The following is a 17,139-nucleotide window of genomic DNA, read 5'->3' as shown; positions in this document are numbered from 1 at the left end:
TCCGCGGTCAGGCGACTCCGCGGTCAGCTCAGCTCCGCCGCGGCGTCGGCGATGACCCGCGCGACCTCCTCCGGGTGCGAGCGCATCACCAGGTGCGGCGCGTCGAGCTCGACGACCGAGCGCACGCCCGCCCGCCGGTAGCCGAACCGCTCGACGTCCGGGTTGATCGTCCGGTCCGCGGCCGCGACGACGCCCCAGCTCGGCCGGGTCCGCCAGGCGGCGACGGGAGCGGCCTCGCCGAACGCCAGAGCGGCGAGCGGGCGCTGGCCGACCGCGAGCACGGCCGCCTCGGCCGGATCGATCCCGGCCGCGAACACCTCCGGGAACGCCGACACCGCGACCGACACGTCCGTGCCCGGCTCCGCTCCGTCGATCGGGAACGGGGTGTAGACGAGGTTCGCCGGGAGGTCGGAGTCGGGGAAGGCGCCCTGCAGCTGCCCGAGGCTCTCCCCCTCCTCGATTGCGTAGGCCGCGAGGTAGACGAGGCCGACCACGTTCTCGGCGACCCCCGCCACCGTGATCACGGCGCCGCCGTAGGAGTGGCCCGCCAGCAGGACCGGCCCGTCGCGCTGCTCCACGAAGGAGCGGAGGTACTCCGCGTCGCCCAGCAGGCTGCGGTTCGGCACGGCCGGGACGCGCACGGCGTGGCCGGCGTCGAGCAGGATCCGCGTGACCGGGGCGAAGCTCGCGGCGTCGGCGAACGCTCCGTGGACGAGGACGATGGTGGGTGCGGTCATGGGGCTGTCCTTCCGGTCGGGCTGCGGTCCGGCAGCCGGCTGCGCAGCCGATCCGGACCCGGGCCGAACCTAGGACGGCGGACGGCGCGCGTCGTGACCCCGCGACTCCCCTGCCGACCGGGCGGCCGCCTGTCGCCCGCCCGAGGACACGCTCCAGCGCTCGTCCCGCCCGCTCACGGCGGGCCCCGACCGCTGCAGCGTCCGCGTCCTGGCCCCGGCGGGGTCACCCTTCGACGGCTGGACCGCCCGGGATCGCGGCGAGGCGGGTCCGCTCGCGGCCTCTCCGGCCGGATCGCCGGCGACAGCGGCGGATCGGCACGCGGACTCCTGTGGCCCGAAGCCCGGGCCGCGGCGCGTCAGCTCGCGAACTCCTCCGGCCAGCCCAGCGCGGCCAGCGACCGGCGCACGCGCTCGATGTCCTCCTCCGAGGGCAGCTCCGAGGTCACTCCGGCGATCGCGGTGCCGACGTCCGCGCGGGAGGCGGGCGCGTCGGCGGCGAGACCGGCGGCCACCTCGGCCACCTCCTCGTCGCTCAGACGGCGGCGGAGGAGCGCCAGCAGCGGCACGAAGTCCTGCTCGGGCAGCCCGGCCGGATAGCCGGCGCGCAGCCAGCGGACGATGCGCGCGACCAGGCCCTCGCGGGTGTCCGGCTCGGCCAGCGACTCCGGGCCCGCCAGCGGCCAGCCCGCGCTCGCGAGCCGCGAGGAGACGCGGGCGACGTCCTCGGGCATCGCCGGTCCGAGCAGCAGCTGCTCGATCCGCTCGCGGACCACGGCCCGTGAGACGACCGTCTCGGCCCGCTCCGACTCCGACAGGAGCCGCGCGACGACCTGCTCGACCTCGTCCGTCGTGAGGCTGCGGCGCAGCAGGCCCAGCAGCGGCAGGTAGTCCTGCTCCGGCACGCCCGACGGGTAGCCCGCGCGCAGCCAGCCGACCACGCGGGCGACGATCCCCTCCCGCGCCGCGATCGGATCGGTCGAGGCCATGCTCAGCCCTTGGGCACGAAGGTCGGGATGACGTGCTCGAAGCTCACCGACTGGCCGAGGCCCGTCGCGATGATGACGCTCAGGCCGATCACCACGGAGCCGACGACGAGGGCGAAGCAGAGCACGCCGATCCCGCGCAGCACCGGGGCGGGCATACCGCTCCGGACCGCGGGGGCGTCCGACCCGCCCGAGGCGGGAGCACCGGCGGCGACGGCGAAGGAGCGGACGCCGACGGCGAAGAGCACGGGCAGGCCTGCTCCGAGGAGCACGGCGACGAGGGCCACCTGGCCGGCGGCGGAGAGGAAGAGGGAGAGCACGGTGCGGATCCTTTCGCTCAGACGCCGGCGGTCTCGGGCGCGGGGCGTGCCGCCGCGTCCTGCCACTCGTCGTTGACGTTGTGCGCGCCGATGCTGTCGCGGCGCGAGCGGATGTAGATGAGGGAGGCGACGGCGACGAGGATCGCGGCCATCAGGAGGCCGCCGGCCGCGCCTCCGACGAGGTGGCCGATCCACCACATCACGGCGCCGACGAGGGCGGCGGCCGGGAGCGTGATGACCCAGGCGATCACCATGCGCAGCGCCACGCGCCAGCGCACCTGCGCGCCGGGGCGGCCGACTCCGGAGCCGAGGATCGAGCCGGTCGCGACGTGGGTGGTCGAGAGGGCGAAGCCGAGGTGGCTGGAGGCGAGGATGACCGCGGCGGAGGCGCTCTCGGCGGCCATGCCCTGCGGGGTGTCGATCTCGACGAGGCCCTTGCCGACGGTGCGGATGATCCGCCAGCCGCCGATGTAGGTGCCGAGCGAGATGGCCAGCGCGCAGCTGAGCTTGACCCAGAAGGGGACCGACTCGGTGTCGCTCCAGCCGCCGGCCGCGATCAGCGCGAGCGTGATCACTCCCATGGTCTTCTGCGCGTCGTTGGTGCCGTGCGCGAGCGAGACGAGGGAGGCGCTGCCGATCTGACCGAAGCGGAAGCCGCGGTGGAGGCTCTTCTCGGCGAGGTTGCCGATCACCCGGAAGACGAGCCAGGTGCCGATCGCCGCGACCGCTCCGGCGAGCACGGGCGACATCAGCGCCGGGAGGATCACCTTGCCGACGACGCCGTCGAGCTTCGTGCCGTCGCCGGCCCAGTTCACGCCGTTGAGGCCGAGGCCCGCGAGAGCGGAGCCGATCAGGCCGCCGAAGAGGGCGTGCGACGAGCTCGAGGGCAGGCCGAGCAGCCAGGTCAGCAGGTTCCAGACGATGCCGCCGATGAGGCCGGCCAGCACGATCAGCAGCAGAGCGGATCCGCCGTCCTCGAGCAGCGCCGGATCGGGTGCGCCCGAGGAGTCCTGGATCTTCACGACCGCGTTGGTGACGGTCAGCGCCACCTCGATGCTGAGGAACGCACCGACGAGGTTCAGCGACGCCGAGAGGGCGACGGCGGTGCGGGGCTTCAGGGCACCGGTCGCGATGGACGTGGCCATCGCGTTCGCCGTGTCATGGAAGCCGTTGGTGAAGTCGAAGGCGAGGGCCGTGACGACGACGAGCGCGAGCAGGATGAAGGGATCCACGCAGACATGATGCTCCCACGGCGGTAGGCGTTCCGGCGTGGTCGCGAGGCTTCATCTGCTGTTCACCTCGCGGGGCACGCCCGCCCGAGTAGTCTGTGCAGATTCTCAGGCGGGCGGCGCCTCTGCGGGTGCGATCCACCTGAGCCCGCACTGGCGTGCGGCGCTCAGACGAGCGCGGTCAGGAGGCCGAGCGCGGCAGCGGCGGGGTGAGGTCCGGGGTGTGCGCGGGGTCGGAGTCGGGGGCCGGCTCCTGCTGGGCGGCGGGCTCGGCCGCGGCGCCGGCGTCCTCGGCGGACTCCTGATCCTCGGCGGGCTCCTGCGAGCCGGGCAGCGGCGGGGTGAGGTCGAGGGCGCCGACCGCCGGCTCGGCGGCGTGCTTCGGCGTGGTCGGGCGGTTCTCGGTCGCGGCCGCCTTCTTCGCCGCCTTCTCCTGGGTGCGCTTGAGCTTCTCGGTCTGCTCGGCCAGCTTGCGGGCCTTCTTGCGCAGCTTCTTGCTGGAGTCGCGGACCGCCTCGTGCGCCGCGCGCACCGACTTCTCGGCCTTCTTCAGCGCCTTCTTCGCGCGCTTCTGCGCCGCCTTGTCGCGTGCGTCCCTGTCCTTGCCGGTCCCGGCCATGTCCGCTCCTCCGCTCGTCGACCGCTCCGGCCGACTCCCCCACGCTACCGAGCGGCACCCGCCCCGCGAACCCGCTGGCGAGCGCGCCCGGGCCGCGCTAGGCGCGCGGGCGGCGGCCGTTCTGCGCCCGTGCCGTCCCGCCTCCCCTTCCCCCTGGTCGCCGCCTCTCCTCCTTTCTCCTCGGCTCTCGCTTCAGCCCTGCGGTGCCGTTCGCGGCTGGGAGTCGCGGGCGAGTCGACCCCGCGACGGGCGCGGGTTCGGCAGGCTGGGGGCATGGTCTTCCAGCACGATCCCGGCGGCTACCAGGGCCGCGCCGGCCTCCGGCGTCCCGTGCGCGGGCCCAGGCGCGACAAGTGGATGTGGTGGCGCCTGGGCTCCGGAGTCGCGGCGACGGTCGCCGGTGTGATCGCCCTGCTGGTCTTCACCGCCGACCGCTGAGCACGCCCACCGGCGACCCGGCGCACCCCCGCCGCTCCGGATCGAGAGCCGATCGATGCGCTCAACCGCTTGACTCCGGAGGTTTCTCTCAGGTCGGATCCGGCGGAACGCGGGTAGTTTGGAGGGTCGCATCGGCTCAGCCGTGCGATCAGCCCCACTGCCCCACCCGGCGCTCGCCTCCCCCCTCGAGCGTCGGCAGACCTGGAACCTCCTCTGCATGCACCGTTCGTCACGCGCCTCGACTCCCACCCCCGCAGGAGCCGAGACCGGCAGTCCGTCCGCCCTCCCGACCCGTCGCTCGCTCCGTGAGCAGGAGTCCCGCAGCCGCCGCCCCTCGCGCGGCCCGTCGCGCCCCCGAGTCTCCGCAGTCGCCGCGATGACCCTCGTGGCCGGCATCGCGATCACCTCGACGATGCCCGCGTTCGCCGTGGGCGGCACCGCCGACTCCGAGCTGACCCGCGACACGGCCACCGCCGTCGCCGCGGCCCGCCCGCAGAGCTTCGTGGCGGCCGGAGTCGTGCAGCAGAGCGTCACCCGCGACGCCTTCGCCGCCGAGGCCAAGCCCGAGGTCCTCGTGCCCACCGCGTCCCTCGACGCGATCACCGCCACCTCCGGCGAGTCGACCGCGGCCGCCGCGGGAGCGTCCGGAGCGTGGGTCGTCCCGATCTCCGGCCACATCAGCAGCAGCTACGGCCCCCGCCCCGACGCGCCGGTCGCCGGCGTGAACCTGTTCCACAAGGGCACCGATCTCGCCGGCGCCTGCGGCACGCCCGTCCTCGCGGCCTCCAGCGGCACCGTCGAGGAGGCGTCGTACCAGGGCAGCTACGGCAACTGGATCCTGCTCGACAACGGCGGCGGCATCGAGACCGGCTACGCCCACAACAGCGAGCTGATGGTGTCGGTCGGCGAGACCGTCACCGTCGGCCAGGTCATCGCGCTGCGCGGCTCGACCGGCGCCTCGACCGGCTGCCACCTGCACTTCGAGACGCGGGTCGACGGCGAGGCGGTCGACGCCGTGCCGTTCATGGCCGAGCTCGGCGTCCCGATCGGCTGACGCCCCGGGCGACTCGAGAACCCGGACGTCGCGGTGGCCGCTCTCGACCACCGCGACTTCTGTGTTCTCGTGAGCGCGCAGGCCGGCGTCAGGGCCCGGGGACCGTCCGCGCCCCGGTCGAGACGGCGGCCGACCAGTGCGCGTCGTCCGGCACCGTCGTCACCCTGATCTCGGCGTCCTGCTCGACGGCGATCTGCATGGTGCCCGTGTTGCCGCCTCCCGTGCCGGTGCGGGTCGTGCTCGGGCTGTAGACGCACGACGATCCGCTCGTCATCAGGCCGACGACCTCGATCGTCACCTCGGCGTCCACGGTGTCGCAGGCGACCGAGACGGTGATGTGCAGCGGATCGCCGCTGAGGTTCACGGTCTGCGGATCGACGGGGCCGACCTGGTCGGTCCACCGCACGGCGGCGGTCGCGCCCTCGGGCAGCGTCACGGGCCCGAGCGGAGCCTCGGTGGGCGTCGCGGTCGGAGCGGCGGTCGTCGGAGCAGCGGTGCCGGGAACGGCGGGTGTCGCCTCCTCCGCCTGGTCGGCGCCGCTCGTGCAGCCGCTCAGAGCGAGCGCCGCGAGCAGTGCCGAGGCGCCCAGCGCGGTCGCGCGCCGTCCCGCCCGGAGCCCCGTCGCCCGGCGCGGAGCGGTCGTTCTCGTGGTGTCCATGGTGGTTCCCCCTGTCCACTGGCGTCCCTCCGGTCTACCCGAGCCCGCGCGGCCGCGGACCGCACTCTGCGGCGGTTGCCAGGGTCGGGAGCCGTGCTGCGGATCGATGGGGAGCTCCTCCGTACCGGCGCGGCGGCCCTTCGATCCGCTCGGGTGCCGCGGATGATCGGCACCGGGCGGATCCGACGCCCGCCGCTCCCGGCGCACCCCGCCGAGCCGCCCCTCTGCACCCGGAAGGCACCGCCATGATCGCCTCGAACACCTACCCCTTCGCCGGACGCACCGTCCTGGTCACCGGAGCCGGCTCCGGCATCGGCCGCTCCATCGCACGCGCCTTCCTCGAGCAGGGCGCGAGCGTCGCGGTCGCCGGGCGCACCCCCGCCACGCTCGAGGAGACCGTCGCCGGCTTCCCGGCCGAGCGCGTCCTGGTCGTCCCCACCGACGTCTCGGTCCGAGCCGAGGTCGACGCGCTCGTCGAGGGCACCGTCGCGAGGTTCGGCGGGATCGACGTCCTCGTGAACAACGCGGCCGGCCACCTCGGCGGCCCGATCGAGGAGGTGGAGGACGACTCCTGGCGCTCGCTCTTCGCGACGAACGTCGACGCCCTCTTCTACGCGGTGAAGGCGGCGCTCCCGCACCTCAAGGCGAGCCGCGGCAACATCGTCGTCGTCTCCTCCGTGTCGGGCATCCGCGGCGACTGGGGCCAGGCCGCCTACAACGCGACCAAGGGCGCGATCACGACCTTCGTGCAGTCGCTGGCCCTCGACTTCGGCGCGCACGGGGTGCGGGTCAACGCCGTCGCCCCCGCCTTCACGCAGACGCCGCTGACCGAGTCGATGGCCTCGACCCCCGAGGAGCTCGCGCCCTTCATCGACCGCATCGCCCTCGGACGCCCCGGGCAGCCGGACGACATCGCCCCGCCGGTGCTGTTCCTCGCCAGCGCGGACGCGTCGTACATCACCGGCGCGATCCTCGCCGTTGACGGCGGGACGAGCGCCTCGACGGGGCAGCCGCACCTGTAGGCGGGCATGCGGCGGATCGGGGTCGGGGGGGCGGGGGCGGGGGCTCTGCCCAGAACCCGAGTGCTCGCGTCGGATCCTGCGGCCCCGCTCGTGAGGGTCCACCGGGCTCGACTGCGGGCGCCCGCAGCCCGGATCACTCCATCCCTGACCGCGCACTCAGACTCAACCGACACCTGTGGCGTATCGTGGAGTCAATTGCATGCAGACGCATGGATACGGACTCGCCGACCGCACGGCCTCCGAGCCCATCCCTCTTCGAGCAGGAGTCGTCATGACCACCACCAGCACCCGATTCACCGACCGCGTCGTCCTCATCACCGGAGGTGGATCCGGCCTGGGCCGCGCTGCCGCCGTCCGCCTCGCCCAGGAGGGCGCGAAGCTCGCCCTCGTCGACATCTCGGAGCAGGGCCTCGCCGCCACGGTCGACGTCCTGCCCGAGGGCACCGAGTCGATCACCGTCCTCGCCGACGTGTCGAAGGAGGCGGACGTCGACGCCTACGTCGCGCGCACCCTCGAGGCGTTCGGCCGCATCGACGGCTTCTTCAACAACGCCGGCATCGAGGGCCGCCAGAACCTCACCGAGGACTTCACGGCCGACGAGTTCGACAAGGTCGTCGCGATCAACCTCCGCGGCGTGTTCCTCGGCCTGGAGAAGGTGCTGAAGGTGATGCGCGAGCAGGGCTCGGGCATGGTCGTCAACACCGCGAGCGTCGGCGGCATCACCGCGATCGGCAACCAGTCCGGCTACGCGGCCGCCAAGCACGGCGTCGTCGGCCTCACCCGCAACTCCGCGATCGAGTACGGCGAGTTCGGCATCCGCATCAACGCGATCGCGCCCGGGGCCATCTGGACCCCGATGGTCGAGAACTCGATGAAGCAGCTCGACCCGCAGAACCCGCGCAAGGCGGCCGAGGAGTTCATCCAGGTCAACCCGACCAAGCGCTACGGCGAGGCCGACGAGATCGCCTCGGTCGTCGCGTTCCTCCTCTCCGACGACGCCTCCTACGTGAACGCGACCGTCCTCCCGATCGACGGCGGTCAGTCCATCAAGTACTGAGGTCCCGCGGAGGGAGCGGAGGGAGCGCCTGCTGCGGCGGCGAGCCCTCCGCCCTCCCGCTGACGCCGTGTCGTTCGTGGGACGGACTCGGCCGCCCCTCCACAGGTGCTCCCTCCGACGCGCGTCCCCACCGGGCCTCCGTCGCGCAGCACCCGGCACCGCGGCGGGAGCAGAATGGGGTCGGTCCCGCCAGCGGCCGGACCTCGACCGCTACGGAGACATGCATGAACCCCACCGGGAGCTTCCGCGCCGCCCGCGACACCCTCCTGCAGCACCGCACCGATGCGGTCGCCGCGAACGAGGCCTTCCAGTGGCCGGACGTCGGGCCCCGCTTCAATTGGGCGGTGGACTGGTTCGACGCGATCGCCATCGGCAACGAGCGCCCCGCCCTCTGGATCGTGGAGGAGGACGGCTCCGAGGAGACGTACTCCTTCGACCGGATGCGCTGGCGCTCCGACGAGGTCGCCGCCTGGCTCCACTCGGTCGGCGTCGAGCAGGGCGATCACGTGATGCTCATGCTCGGCAACCGCCTCGAGCTGTGGGAGTCGATGCTCGCGATCATGAAGCTCGGCGCGGTCATCCTCCCCACGACGACCCTGCTCTCACCCGCCGACCTGGCCGACCGCCTCGAGCGCGGCGAGGTCGCGCACGTCATCGCGGACGCCTCCGAGACCGCCAAGTTCGACGAGATGGAGGGCGGCTTCGGCCGTATCGCGGTCGGCGGCGCCGTCGAGGGCTGGCTCGACTACGCCGACTCGCTCGAGCCCTTCGGCATCAGCCCGACCGTGGTCGTCCAGAGCTCCGATCCGTGCCTGATCTACTTCACCTCCGGCACCACCTCGAAGCCCAAGATGGTCGTGCACACGCACGAGTCGTACCCCGTGGGGCACATCAGCACGATGTACTGGCTCGGCGTGCAGCCGGGCGACGTGCACATGGCGATCAGCTCGCCGGGCTGGGGCAAGCACGCGTGGAGCTGCTTCTTCGCGCCGTGGAACGCCGAGGCGACGGTGTTCGTCTACAACTACAGCCGCTTCTCCCCCACCGCTCTGCACCAGCAGCTCGACCGGGCCGAGGTCACCACGTTCTGCGCGCCGCCGACCGTGTGGCGGATGCTGATCCAGTCGGCGCTGGGAGCGAAGCCGCGCGCGCTGACCGAGATCCTCTCGGCGGGCGAGCCACTCAACCCCGAGGTCATCGCGACCGTCGAGCGGGAGTGGGGACTCACCATCCGCGACGGCTACGGCCAGACCGAGACCACCGCGATCATCGCGAACCCGCCCGGCGCCCCCGTGGTCCCCGGAGCGATGGGCCGCGCGCTGCCCGGCGTCGCCATCGCCCTCGTCGATCCGCTGACCGGCGAGCCCGCCTCCACCGGTGAGATCTGCCTCGACCTGTCCGTCGAACCCGTCAACCTGATGTCCGGCTACCTCGGCGACGAGGACCGCACCGAGCGCGCCCGCGCGGACGGCTACTTCCACACCGGCGACGTGGCGGTCCGCGCGGTCGACGGCACGATCACCTTCGTCGGCCGCACCGACGACATCTTCAAGTCCTCCGACTTCAAGATCTCGCCGTTCGAGGTCGAGAGCGTGCTGCTGCAGCACCCCGCCGTCGCCGAGTCCGCGGTGGTGCCGGCTCCGGACGAGGTGCGCCACAGCGTGGTGAAGGCGTACGTCACCCTCGCCGACGGCTGGGAGCCGACCGCCGAGACGGCGAGCGCGATCTTCGCCCACACCCGCGAGCTGCTCTCCTCCTTCGAGCGGGTGCGGCGCCTCGAGTTCCACCCCCTGCCCAAGACGATCTCGGGCAAGATCCGCCGCGTCGAGCTGCGCGAGCGCGAGGAGGAGGCGTTCCGCCGCGCCGAGGAGATCCCCACGGAGTGGCGCGCCGACCGCCTCTAGGCGCGGGGGCCCTCGTCCGCCGGGACACCGCCGAGACCGCCGCGGCACCGCTGAGACGGCGGCGTCCCGGCGGGGCGGTGGTGTCTCGAGGGGATGCGGTGGGCCGGGACGTCGGCCGCCGGTGACCAGCGAGAGCGGGTGCCGTCAGCACGGAACCAGCGCGGCGTCGGCGGCGTCCGGATCACAGGTCGGCGCTCAGCTCGGCGTCAGCGTGGGCAGTCGGCGATCAGCTCGCCGTGGTCGCGGACGCCGGGGGCGCTGCGGCGGAGCGAGTGGGTCACCTCGAGGCCGGCCTGCTCGACGAGGGCGCGCATCTCGGCGAGCGGGCGAAACCACGCCGGTGCGACTGCGTGCGCGAACGCCTCCGTGCGCGGCCCTTCGAAGAAGCCGATCAGCAGGCTTCCGCCCGGTCGGAGGTGCGCGGCGAGCGCCGCGACCGCGCCGGACAGCTCCGCCGGCGGCAGGTGGATGAGCGAGTACCACGCGAGAACGCCCCCGAGGCCGTCGACGTCGAGCTCGAGCGCCGAGCCGAGCCGGAACGGGACGTCCGGGAACCGCGCCCGCGCCAGAGCGACGAACTCCGGCACCGGATCGACGCCGATCGCGGCGGCTCCGCGGCGCTGGAGGAACTCCGTCCAGTGCCCGGGCCCGCAGCCCACGTCGGCGACCGTGCCCTCCAGCCCGTCGGCCCACGACCCGATCAGCTCGCGATCGGCCGCGGGCCCCGCGTCGACCGATCCGAGCAGCGCCGCGTACTCCTCCGCCCGCGCGCCGTACGCGTCCCGCACCTCGTCCATCCGGTGAGCGTAGGCCGTCTCGAAACGGCGCGCAGCGGGCACGCGGAGGCGCGTGGCACGTTCCGCGGTGCCGTTGGCACAGCTCGGCGGCACGGTCCACTGGCGCGTTCTGACGTTCTGGCGCGCCTGCCTCGTGAGCGTTCGCGCCCGGCCTCCCGAGGCGCTCGGCGAGGACGGATCATCGAGGTGCCGTGCCCCGTCCCCGCCCCGAAGGAGACCCGATGACCCCTGCCGACGCCGCCCCCGCCCTGCCCGCCGCCGCCCTCGTCTTCCCCCTGCTCGTCGGCGTCGCGCTACTCGCCTCGGGCGCGACCGCCCTGCTCCGCACCATCGGTCCTCGTGGCGTCCGGAGGCGCCTCGAGGAGTCCCGCGCCCGCGCCGCGGCCCTCGGCGGAGGCCCGGGCGCGCGCGGATGCAGCGCTCCCGGCGTCCTCCCGGCCTGCCTGCGGGTCGTCGTCGGCGCCCTCCTCCTGCTGGCCGCCGGCCCGGCCTACACCGCGGCCGCCCTCGTCGCCGCAGCCCTCTGCGCACTCGCCCTCGCGCACGCCGTCCGCCGCTTCGCCCAGGACTCGGAGGGCGACCCGCCCACCCCGGCCGCGGTCGCCGCCACGGCCGCGCTGCTCGCCTTCGCCACCGTCGCCGCGGCCCAGGGGATCCTCGGATTCACGGGCGTCCCGGCGCGCCTCCGGGAGTTCGACCAGCAGGACCTGAGCTGGGCGGCCGCCCTCGTCGGAGTGGTCGCCGCGTGCGGCCTCCTGCAGCTGGCGGGACGCGCAGCGGAACCGGTGGCCGCACCGGCGGCGGGCGTCAGGCGGCGCGGCTGATGCTCGGAGCTCCGACGCTCGATGCGCCTCCGCACCTCGTCCTCGACGGCAGCGCGGTGCGGCTCGCGCCCGCGTGCGGCTCCGTCGCCGTGATCACCTTCTGGATGCAGTTCCACAACTCCGGCACCTCCGCCCTGCACGACCTCGCCCTGTTCTGCGGCTCCTTCACCGACGGCTCGGGCGTCGAGCTCGACTACGACGAGGCCCCGGTCACCGTCGTCGGCCGGCCCGAGCGGGTCGCCCCAGGCGCGGGATTCGTGGCCGTCGCGCACTACACGATCGCGCCGCTGCGGGCACCGCGGACGCTCCGCCACTCCATCGTGCTGCGGGGCCGCACGAGCGACGACCGGCCGTTCACCGACGTCGCCGCGCTCGAGGTCCACGTCGATCCGAGGCGCACTCCCGAGGTCAGGTTCCGTCCCCCGATGGCGGGATCCGACACCTTGCGGTGGAGGTGAGCGACGATTCGATCGCATGAAGACTTCTCACCACCGGGCCGGATCGGCCAGGGTAGAGGGATCGCGTCGTACGGAGGACGCGCCAGAGGAAAGGACTCCGCCGTGAGGGGAATCGCAGAAGGCAGCCGACCGATCGTCGATCGCGGGGTGTCCCGCCGGGACACCGCGGCGGCCGCGTGGCTGGCCCAGAGCGGCGTCGACGTCCGCGCGAACGGCGCGTTCCGCATCGTGGCCGACACCCTCTGCAGCGACGGCGTCGACGTGCTCCGGATCTGGCACTCGCCGGCCCGCCTGCACCGCACTTCCGCCATCGGCCCGGGCGTCCGCCTGATCATCCCGCTCGAGGGCGCGATCGTGATCCAGCCGGACGATCCGGCGGCGCTCGAGGTCCGCGTCGCGCCGGGTGCCATCGCCTTCCTCCACTGCGACTCCCCGTTCACGATCGTGACCGACACCCCGAGCGCCCGCACCGAGATCGCCCTCGACCGCCCGCTGCTGGGCCTGGTCGACTCGGCCGACCGTGGCGCCGTCGTCACCGAGGCCGACGCGGCCAGCCGCGGCATCCTGCTCTCGACCGTCAACGCGACCTTCGGCTCCACCCTCGACGCCGACTCCCCCGCCTTCCCTCTGGTGCGGGCCGCCGTCGAGCAGCTGGCGGGCGCTGTGCTGGCGACCTCGCTGCCGCGCGAGAGCAGCGAGGACGTCTACACGCGCGCCCTCGCCCTGATCGCCGCGATGTCCACCGACCCCCGCCTCTCGGTCCAGGAGATCTGCGAGCGCCTCGGCGTCCCGAAGCGGACGCTGCAGCGCACCTTCGCGCGGAACGGCACCACCGTGTTCGACGAGATCCGCCGCGCACGCCTCACGACCGCGCGCGCCCTCCTCGGCGGGAGCGACTCCCCGCCCTCGCCCGAGCACGTGCTGAGCAGCTACGTCCGCTCGCAGCGCCTGCGCCGCGACCTGCTCCACCTCGAGACGGTGCCCGCCTCGAAGCTGGGCTGACCCCGGGGCCGCAGCGCTCTCCGCGTCGACAGCCCCGTGGGCTAGGGAGGCCACCGCGCGGGCGCACGCCTCCCATCCGGACGCTCCGGCTCGGTCGCACCGTCTCCGCAGCCGCCCCGCGCTCAGCCCGGGTACGGCACCGCCGCCGCCGGCCACCCCGAGGCCGCGAGCTCCGCGCGCAGACGATGGTGGTGCTGCACCGCGCCGAGGGAGTCGGTGCGGAAGGCGATGGCGAGGGCCGCGTCGGCCCAGTAGGCGTCCCAGCCGGAGTAGCGCTCGAAGACGCGGTCGCCGACCGCGGCCAGCAGCTCCCAGGCCCGCGCCGCCGGGAGGTAGCCGGCGACGTAGGCGTAGCGGATCGCGCAGATCGTGCGCTCGGCGTCGCCCGCGAGCAGGAGCAGCGGCGGACGCCCGTCGACCGCCTGGGCGAGCTCGAGGAGGTGGAACTCGCTGCCGCCCGTGAGCGCGGCGACTCGGGAGCGCATCCGCTCGGCGTCGGCGGAGGCCGAGACCTCGGCGAAACGGGTCGAGAGCGGCCCGCGGGTGAGCACGTCGGCGACCAGCAGCTCGACGTCGTCGGCCGAGGCGATGCGGAAGTCGCGGTCGAGCGCGACCCGGTGCTCGACGAGCGGATGCAGCGGCAGCTGCTGCCAGGGCGCCCCCTTCGCTCCGTCGGCGTAGCGGCGCCGCAGCTCCTCCGGGAGCTCGGCCCACGAGGGCTGGAACGCGAGGGAGGAGTTCCAGCCGGCGAACGAGAAGTCGCTGACCGCGTCGAGCGCGAGCAGCTGCTGCTGGCGGAGGGACGGGGTCGGCGAGTCGGCCGCGCCGAGGTAGGCGAGCTGCTCGCGGCGCGGCGCGCGCGCATCCCACTGCTGGAAGCCGACCGTGGCGGCGAGCAGCCCGAAGGCCAGAGCGAACGCGAACGCCGTGAACGCGACGACGCTCTCGCCGCCGCCGAGCGCGAGCCCCCACGCGAAGCCGACCAGGCCCACCGGAGCCGCGAAGGCGGTCACCAGGAGCGCGCGGCGTCCGGCGCCCTGACCGCGCCGGTGCGCATCGGCCGCCCGCGCGTAGCGCAGCCGGGGTCGGACGGGGAACTCGACGTCTCCGGGATGGTTCTGCAGCGGCACGGTCGCAGCCTAGGGGCGCGGGTCGCGCCGATGTGTGCTTGCCTGGTCGCATGACTCTCGCCGAAGCACTCCTCGAGCGGGCCGACCTGCAGAAGCGGATCGAGGCCCTCCAGTCGCGGATCGTCGCGAACGCCTCCTACCAGGAGGGGGAGGAGCCGACCGAGGACCCGGCCGAGCTGCTCGCCGACTGCACGCGCGCACTGGGCGAGCTCGAGCGGCTGGTCACGGCGATCAACCTCACCAACGCGACGGCCACCACTCCCACCGGAGAGGTGCTGACCGCGGCGCTCGCCCGGCGCGAGGCCCTGCGCGCCCGGCACAGCCTCCTGACCCGCGCGGCCGACGCGGCCGCCGGCGAGCGCGGCTACCGCCAGCTCCGGAGCGAGCTGCGCCGCCTGCCCGCGCTGCCGGTGCGGGAGCTGCGCGAGCAGGCCGACGCCGTGGCGCGCGAGCTGCGCGGGCTCGACGCCGACGTCCAGAGGACGAACTGGGGGGTCGAGCTGCAGAGCTGACACGAGACGCGGTGAGTCGGTAGGCGCATCGGAGCGAGCACGCACCGTCGGGCCGGCGGTTCATCCGGCCCTCTGTCACGCGGTGGGCAGCGTCCCGGCTCCGGCCGTCACTCACAGCCCAGCACCGAGGACCGGTGACCGCGCAGACAGGACACCTCATCACCATGTGCTGGCCGGTGCGCCGAGGGCGGGTTCGGGGACCTCACCGCGTCTCGGGCGTGCGCGGACGCACGTAGGGTCGGGGCGGGATCTGCTCGAACGCGCACGTGGACGCAGGCCGGACTCGGGGCTGCGGCTTCTCGAACGGGCGCGCGGACGCCTGCCGGGTCCGGGCCGGCGTCCGGCCGCCCCGCCCGGCCGCGCCCGCCCTCCCCGCCGCTCAGTACTCGATGCGCCCGCGCCGGTCGTGGAACTCGCCCGTCGGCCCGTCGGAGCCGAGCAGGGCGAGCGCGACGGTCGCGTCCGTGCCCTCGGTGACGGTCTGGTGCCCGCCGTGTCCGTTGAAGTCGGTCGCGGTGTATCCGGGGTCGCTCGCGTTGATCCGCATCGCCGGCAGGTTCTTCGCGTACTGCACGGTGAGCGCGACGACCGCCGCCTTCGACGCCGCGTAGGGGATCGCGGTGACGGGGAACTCGTCGTGGCCCTCGGTGCTCAGCCAGCGCGGCCAGCCGACTCCGGACGCCACGTTCACGACGACCGGGGCCGCGGAGGCCCGCAGCAGCGGGAGCGCGGCCTGCGTGACGCGCAGGATTCCGATGACGTTCGTCTCGAGGACGCCCGCCATCGCCTCCGGGGTGAGGTCGTCGACGCCGAACGATGTGCCGAGCACGCCGGCGTTGTTGACGAGCACGTCGAGCCCGGGCAGGGAGGCGATCGCGGAGTCGACGCTCGCCTGATCGGTGACGTCGAGGCGGACGGGGCGGGCGCCGAGCGCGCGGGCGGCGTCGCCGTCGGCGGTGTCGCGCATGCCGGCGTAGACGGTGTGGCCCGCCTCGAGGAGTCGGCGGGCGGTCTCGAGGCCGAGGGAGCGGTTCGCTCCGGTGATGAGTGTCGTGGTCATGCTCCCATCCTGCGCGGGTGGTCGGGCCTCGACCACGCCGCGCTCGACGGGGGGACCGGCAGTACCTGGCTCGGCGACGGCGGGCGGAGGAGGATGGGCGGCATGGAGGAGTTCGCCACGGTGCTGCGCTCGTGGCGCGACCGCATCCGTCCCGCCGACGTCGGCCTGCCCGCGGGCTCGGGCCGCCGCGCCACGGGCCTGCGCCGCGAGGAGCTGGCGGCGCTCTCGGGCGTGAGCGTCGACTACCTCGTGCGGCTCGAGCAGGGACGCGCACGGAACCCGTCGCCGTCGATGCTCCGCTCTCTCGCGGTGGCGCTCCGGCTCACGGACAGCGAGCGCGACCACCTCTACCGGGTCGCCGGTGCCGCCGTCCCCTCGCCGGGCGTCGTGCCGCAGCACGTGAGCCCGGGCGTGCAGCGGATCGTCGACCGCCTGGGCGACGTGCCGCTCGCGGCGTTCACGGCGGCCCACGACATCCTGCTGTGGAACCCGCTCTGGGCCGCCCTCAACGGCGACCCCTCGGTGTACACCGGGCTGGAACGGAACCTCGTCTGGCGGCACTTCACCTCCGGCCACGCCGGCACCGAGTTCGACGCGCAGCACGAGGAGGACTTCGCGAGCGACCTCGCGGCCGACCTGCGCGCGGCGACCTGCGCGCGGCGACCGGACGCTACCCGCGCGATCCGGTGCTCGCCGCCCTCGTCGCCCGGCTGCGCGAGGAGTCGCCCGAGTTCGAGCGGCGCTGGGCGGAGGCGCGCATCGCCGAGCACCGCGCGAGCCGGAAGACGGTGACGCGGACGCCCGTCGGACCGGTCACGATCGACTGCGACGTGCTCACGGCTCCGGGCACCGACCTGCGGATCGTCGTCTACACGGTGGCGCCGGGCAGTGAGGACGAGGCGCGGCTCGACCTGCTGCGGGTGACGGGGCTGCAGGCGCTGAGCACGGCGCCGGCGTGAAGCGGACGGGCGCGGCTGGGGCGCGCACAGCGGAGCGGGGCGCTGGCTGGACCGGGCTGAGCTGAGTCGAGCGGGCTGAGCCGAGCCACCGGGCGGCGCAAGCCGGGCTCGTCCCACGGCGGGCGGGGCAGGCCGGGCTCGTCCCACGGCGGGCGGGACCGGCTCGGCGCGGCCGACGGCGCAACCTGCCGATGCGGGCGAGCGGCGGCGAGTGACGGCCGAGGTGGACGGCGAGACGCGTCCGCGGCGCCGACGTCCGCGTCCCCGGACCGCCCGCCACCCCTGCTCAGGACGAGCAGTACGCGGTGATGAACGCGTAGAGCTCGCCCTTCTGCTCGGGGGTCGCGGCGACGACGACGGTGCCCTGCCGGCCCGC

The 17,139-nt window shown here is 74.3% G+C and carries 20 protein-coding genes; 11 read left to right on the top strand and 9 right to left on the bottom strand.

Annotated features, from left to right (window positions below; all coding sequences use genetic code 11):
* Nucleotides 1-23: 23 nt before the first annotated feature.
* The 5 genes from C5C53_RS11645 to C5C53_RS11625 form a co-directional block, all read right to left on the bottom strand.
* Entirely contained in the window at nucleotides 24-737 is a 714-nt protein-coding gene (locus C5C53_RS11645) for an alpha/beta hydrolase (RefSeq protein ID WP_104267609.1), read from the bottom strand.
* A 356-nt stretch (nucleotides 738-1,093) separates the two neighbouring features.
* Entirely contained in the window at nucleotides 1,094-1,723 is a 630-nt protein-coding gene (locus C5C53_RS11640; protein ID WP_104224010.1) for a DUF3349 domain-containing protein, read from the bottom strand.
* 2 nt (nucleotides 1,724-1,725) lie between these two features.
* The gene (locus tag C5C53_RS11635) at nucleotides 1,726-2,040 is read right to left on the bottom strand and encodes a hypothetical protein (RefSeq protein ID WP_104267608.1); all 315 of its coding nucleotides are present in this window, start codon (nucleotides 2,038-2,040) and stop codon (nucleotides 1,726-1,728) included.
* 17 nt (nucleotides 2,041-2,057) lie between these two features.
* On the bottom strand, nucleotides 2,058-3,272 hold the full coding sequence (locus C5C53_RS11630) for an inorganic phosphate transporter (protein WP_104224012.1): 1,215 nt from the start codon (nucleotides 3,270-3,272) through the stop codon (nucleotides 2,058-2,060).
* 178 nt (nucleotides 3,273-3,450) lie between these two features.
* Nucleotides 3,451-3,888 carry a hypothetical protein gene (locus C5C53_RS11625; RefSeq protein WP_104267607.1) on the bottom strand — a complete coding sequence of 146 codons (438 nt, stop codon included), beginning with the start codon at nucleotides 3,886-3,888 and terminating at the stop codon, nucleotides 3,451-3,453.
* Nucleotides 3,889-4,161: 273 nt separating this feature from the next.
* On the opposite strand from C5C53_RS11625, the gene C5C53_RS17160 reads away from it, so the two are divergent.
* Both C5C53_RS17160 and C5C53_RS11620 read left to right on the top strand, forming a co-directional pair.
* Nucleotides 4,162-4,326: a hypothetical protein gene (locus C5C53_RS17160; protein WP_159940529.1), complete on the top strand. Its 165-nt coding sequence runs from the start codon at nucleotides 4,162-4,164 to the stop codon at nucleotides 4,324-4,326.
* 376 nt (nucleotides 4,327-4,702) lie between these two features.
* Nucleotides 4,703-5,380, top strand: coding sequence for a M23 family metallopeptidase (locus C5C53_RS11620; RefSeq protein WP_181074628.1), 678 nt, complete (start codon nucleotides 4,703-4,705; stop codon nucleotides 5,378-5,380).
* 88 nt (nucleotides 5,381-5,468) lie between these two features.
* Here the strand turns inward: C5C53_RS11620 and C5C53_RS11615 are convergent, their stop codons facing one another.
* Nucleotides 5,469-6,038: a hypothetical protein gene (locus C5C53_RS11615; protein WP_104267606.1), complete on the bottom strand. Its 570-nt coding sequence runs from the start codon at nucleotides 6,036-6,038 to the stop codon at nucleotides 5,469-5,471.
* A gap of 245 nt (nucleotides 6,039-6,283) precedes the next feature.
* Between C5C53_RS11615 and C5C53_RS11610 the strand changes: the two genes are divergently transcribed.
* The 3 genes from C5C53_RS11610 (at nucleotide 6,284) to C5C53_RS11600 (ending at nucleotide 10,021) form a co-directional block, all read left to right on the top strand.
* On the top strand, nucleotides 6,284-7,060 hold the full coding sequence (locus C5C53_RS11610) for an SDR family NAD(P)-dependent oxidoreductase (protein WP_258069480.1): 777 nt from the start codon (nucleotides 6,284-6,286) through the stop codon (nucleotides 7,058-7,060).
* Nucleotides 7,061-7,331: 271 nt separating this feature from the next.
* Nucleotides 7,332-8,117, top strand: a complete 786-nt coding sequence (locus C5C53_RS11605; RefSeq protein ID WP_167299040.1) for a glucose 1-dehydrogenase — start codon at nucleotides 7,332-7,334, stop codon at nucleotides 8,115-8,117.
* Between the two features lie 224 nt (nucleotides 8,118-8,341).
* Nucleotides 8,342-10,021, top strand: coding sequence for an AMP-binding protein (locus C5C53_RS11600; RefSeq protein ID WP_104267605.1), 1,680 nt, complete (start codon nucleotides 8,342-8,344; stop codon nucleotides 10,019-10,021).
* 206 nt (nucleotides 10,022-10,227) lie between these two features.
* Here the strand turns inward: C5C53_RS11600 and C5C53_RS11595 are convergent, their stop codons facing one another.
* Nucleotides 10,228-10,818, bottom strand: a complete 591-nt coding sequence (locus C5C53_RS11595) for a trans-aconitate 2-methyltransferase (RefSeq protein WP_104267604.1) — start codon at nucleotides 10,816-10,818, stop codon at nucleotides 10,228-10,230.
* A 221-nt stretch (nucleotides 10,819-11,039) separates the two neighbouring features.
* On the opposite strand from C5C53_RS11595, the gene C5C53_RS11590 reads away from it, so the two are divergent.
* From C5C53_RS11590 to C5C53_RS11580, 3 genes are all read left to right on the top strand, one after another.
* Nucleotides 11,040-11,642, top strand: coding sequence for a hypothetical protein (locus C5C53_RS11590; RefSeq protein WP_104267603.1), 603 nt, complete (start codon nucleotides 11,040-11,042; stop codon nucleotides 11,640-11,642).
* Nucleotides 11,642-12,100 carry a hypothetical protein gene (locus C5C53_RS11585; RefSeq protein ID WP_104267602.1) on the top strand — a complete coding sequence of 153 codons (459 nt, stop codon included), beginning with the start codon at nucleotides 11,642-11,644 and terminating at the stop codon, nucleotides 12,098-12,100. Before C5C53_RS11590 ends, C5C53_RS11585 begins: the two co-directional genes overlap by 1 nt.
* Nucleotides 12,101-12,247: 147 nt before the next feature.
* On the top strand, nucleotides 12,248-13,102 hold the full coding sequence (locus C5C53_RS11580; RefSeq protein ID WP_146084671.1) for a helix-turn-helix domain-containing protein: 855 nt from the start codon (nucleotides 12,248-12,250) through the stop codon (nucleotides 13,100-13,102).
* A gap of 122 nt (nucleotides 13,103-13,224) precedes the next feature.
* Here the strand turns inward: C5C53_RS11580 and C5C53_RS11575 are convergent, their stop codons facing one another.
* On the bottom strand, nucleotides 13,225-14,232 hold the full coding sequence (locus tag C5C53_RS11575) for a DUF1266 domain-containing protein (RefSeq protein ID WP_104267600.1): 1,008 nt from the start codon (nucleotides 14,230-14,232) through the stop codon (nucleotides 13,225-13,227).
* Nucleotides 14,233-14,282: 50 nt separating this feature from the next.
* Between C5C53_RS11575 and C5C53_RS11570 the strand changes: the two genes are divergently transcribed.
* Nucleotides 14,283-14,744 carry a DIP1984 family protein gene (locus C5C53_RS11570; protein WP_104224023.1) on the top strand — a complete coding sequence of 154 codons (462 nt, stop codon included), beginning with the start codon at nucleotides 14,283-14,285 and terminating at the stop codon, nucleotides 14,742-14,744.
* A gap of 379 nt (nucleotides 14,745-15,123) precedes the next feature.
* Here the strand turns inward: C5C53_RS11570 and C5C53_RS11565 are convergent, their stop codons facing one another.
* Entirely contained in the window at nucleotides 15,124-15,804 is a 681-nt protein-coding gene (locus tag C5C53_RS11565) for an SDR family NAD(P)-dependent oxidoreductase (protein ID WP_104267599.1), read from the bottom strand.
* A gap of 102 nt (nucleotides 15,805-15,906) precedes the next feature.
* On the opposite strand from C5C53_RS11565, the gene C5C53_RS11560 reads away from it, so the two are divergent.
* Both C5C53_RS11560 and C5C53_RS17475 read left to right on the top strand, forming a co-directional pair.
* Nucleotides 15,907-16,596 (top strand): helix-turn-helix transcriptional regulator, encoded by a 690-nt coding sequence (locus C5C53_RS11560; RefSeq protein ID WP_258075416.1) that lies wholly within the window; start codon nucleotides 15,907-15,909, stop codon nucleotides 16,594-16,596.
* Nucleotides 16,491-16,763, top strand: coding sequence for a hypothetical protein (locus C5C53_RS17475; RefSeq protein ID WP_258075415.1), 273 nt, complete (start codon nucleotides 16,491-16,493; stop codon nucleotides 16,761-16,763). Before C5C53_RS11560 ends, C5C53_RS17475 begins: the two co-directional genes overlap by 106 nt.
* Nucleotides 16,764-17,139 lie beyond the last annotated feature (376 nt).

Origin of the sequence: Rathayibacter sp. AY1E3, assembly GCF_002932235.1 — a bacterium.
Taxonomy (GTDB): domain Bacteria; phylum Actinomycetota; class Actinomycetes; order Actinomycetales; family Microbacteriaceae; genus Rathayibacter.
The sequence above is the reverse complement of the archived record's forward strand: the minus strand, read 5'-3'. Positions and strand labels throughout refer to the sequence as shown.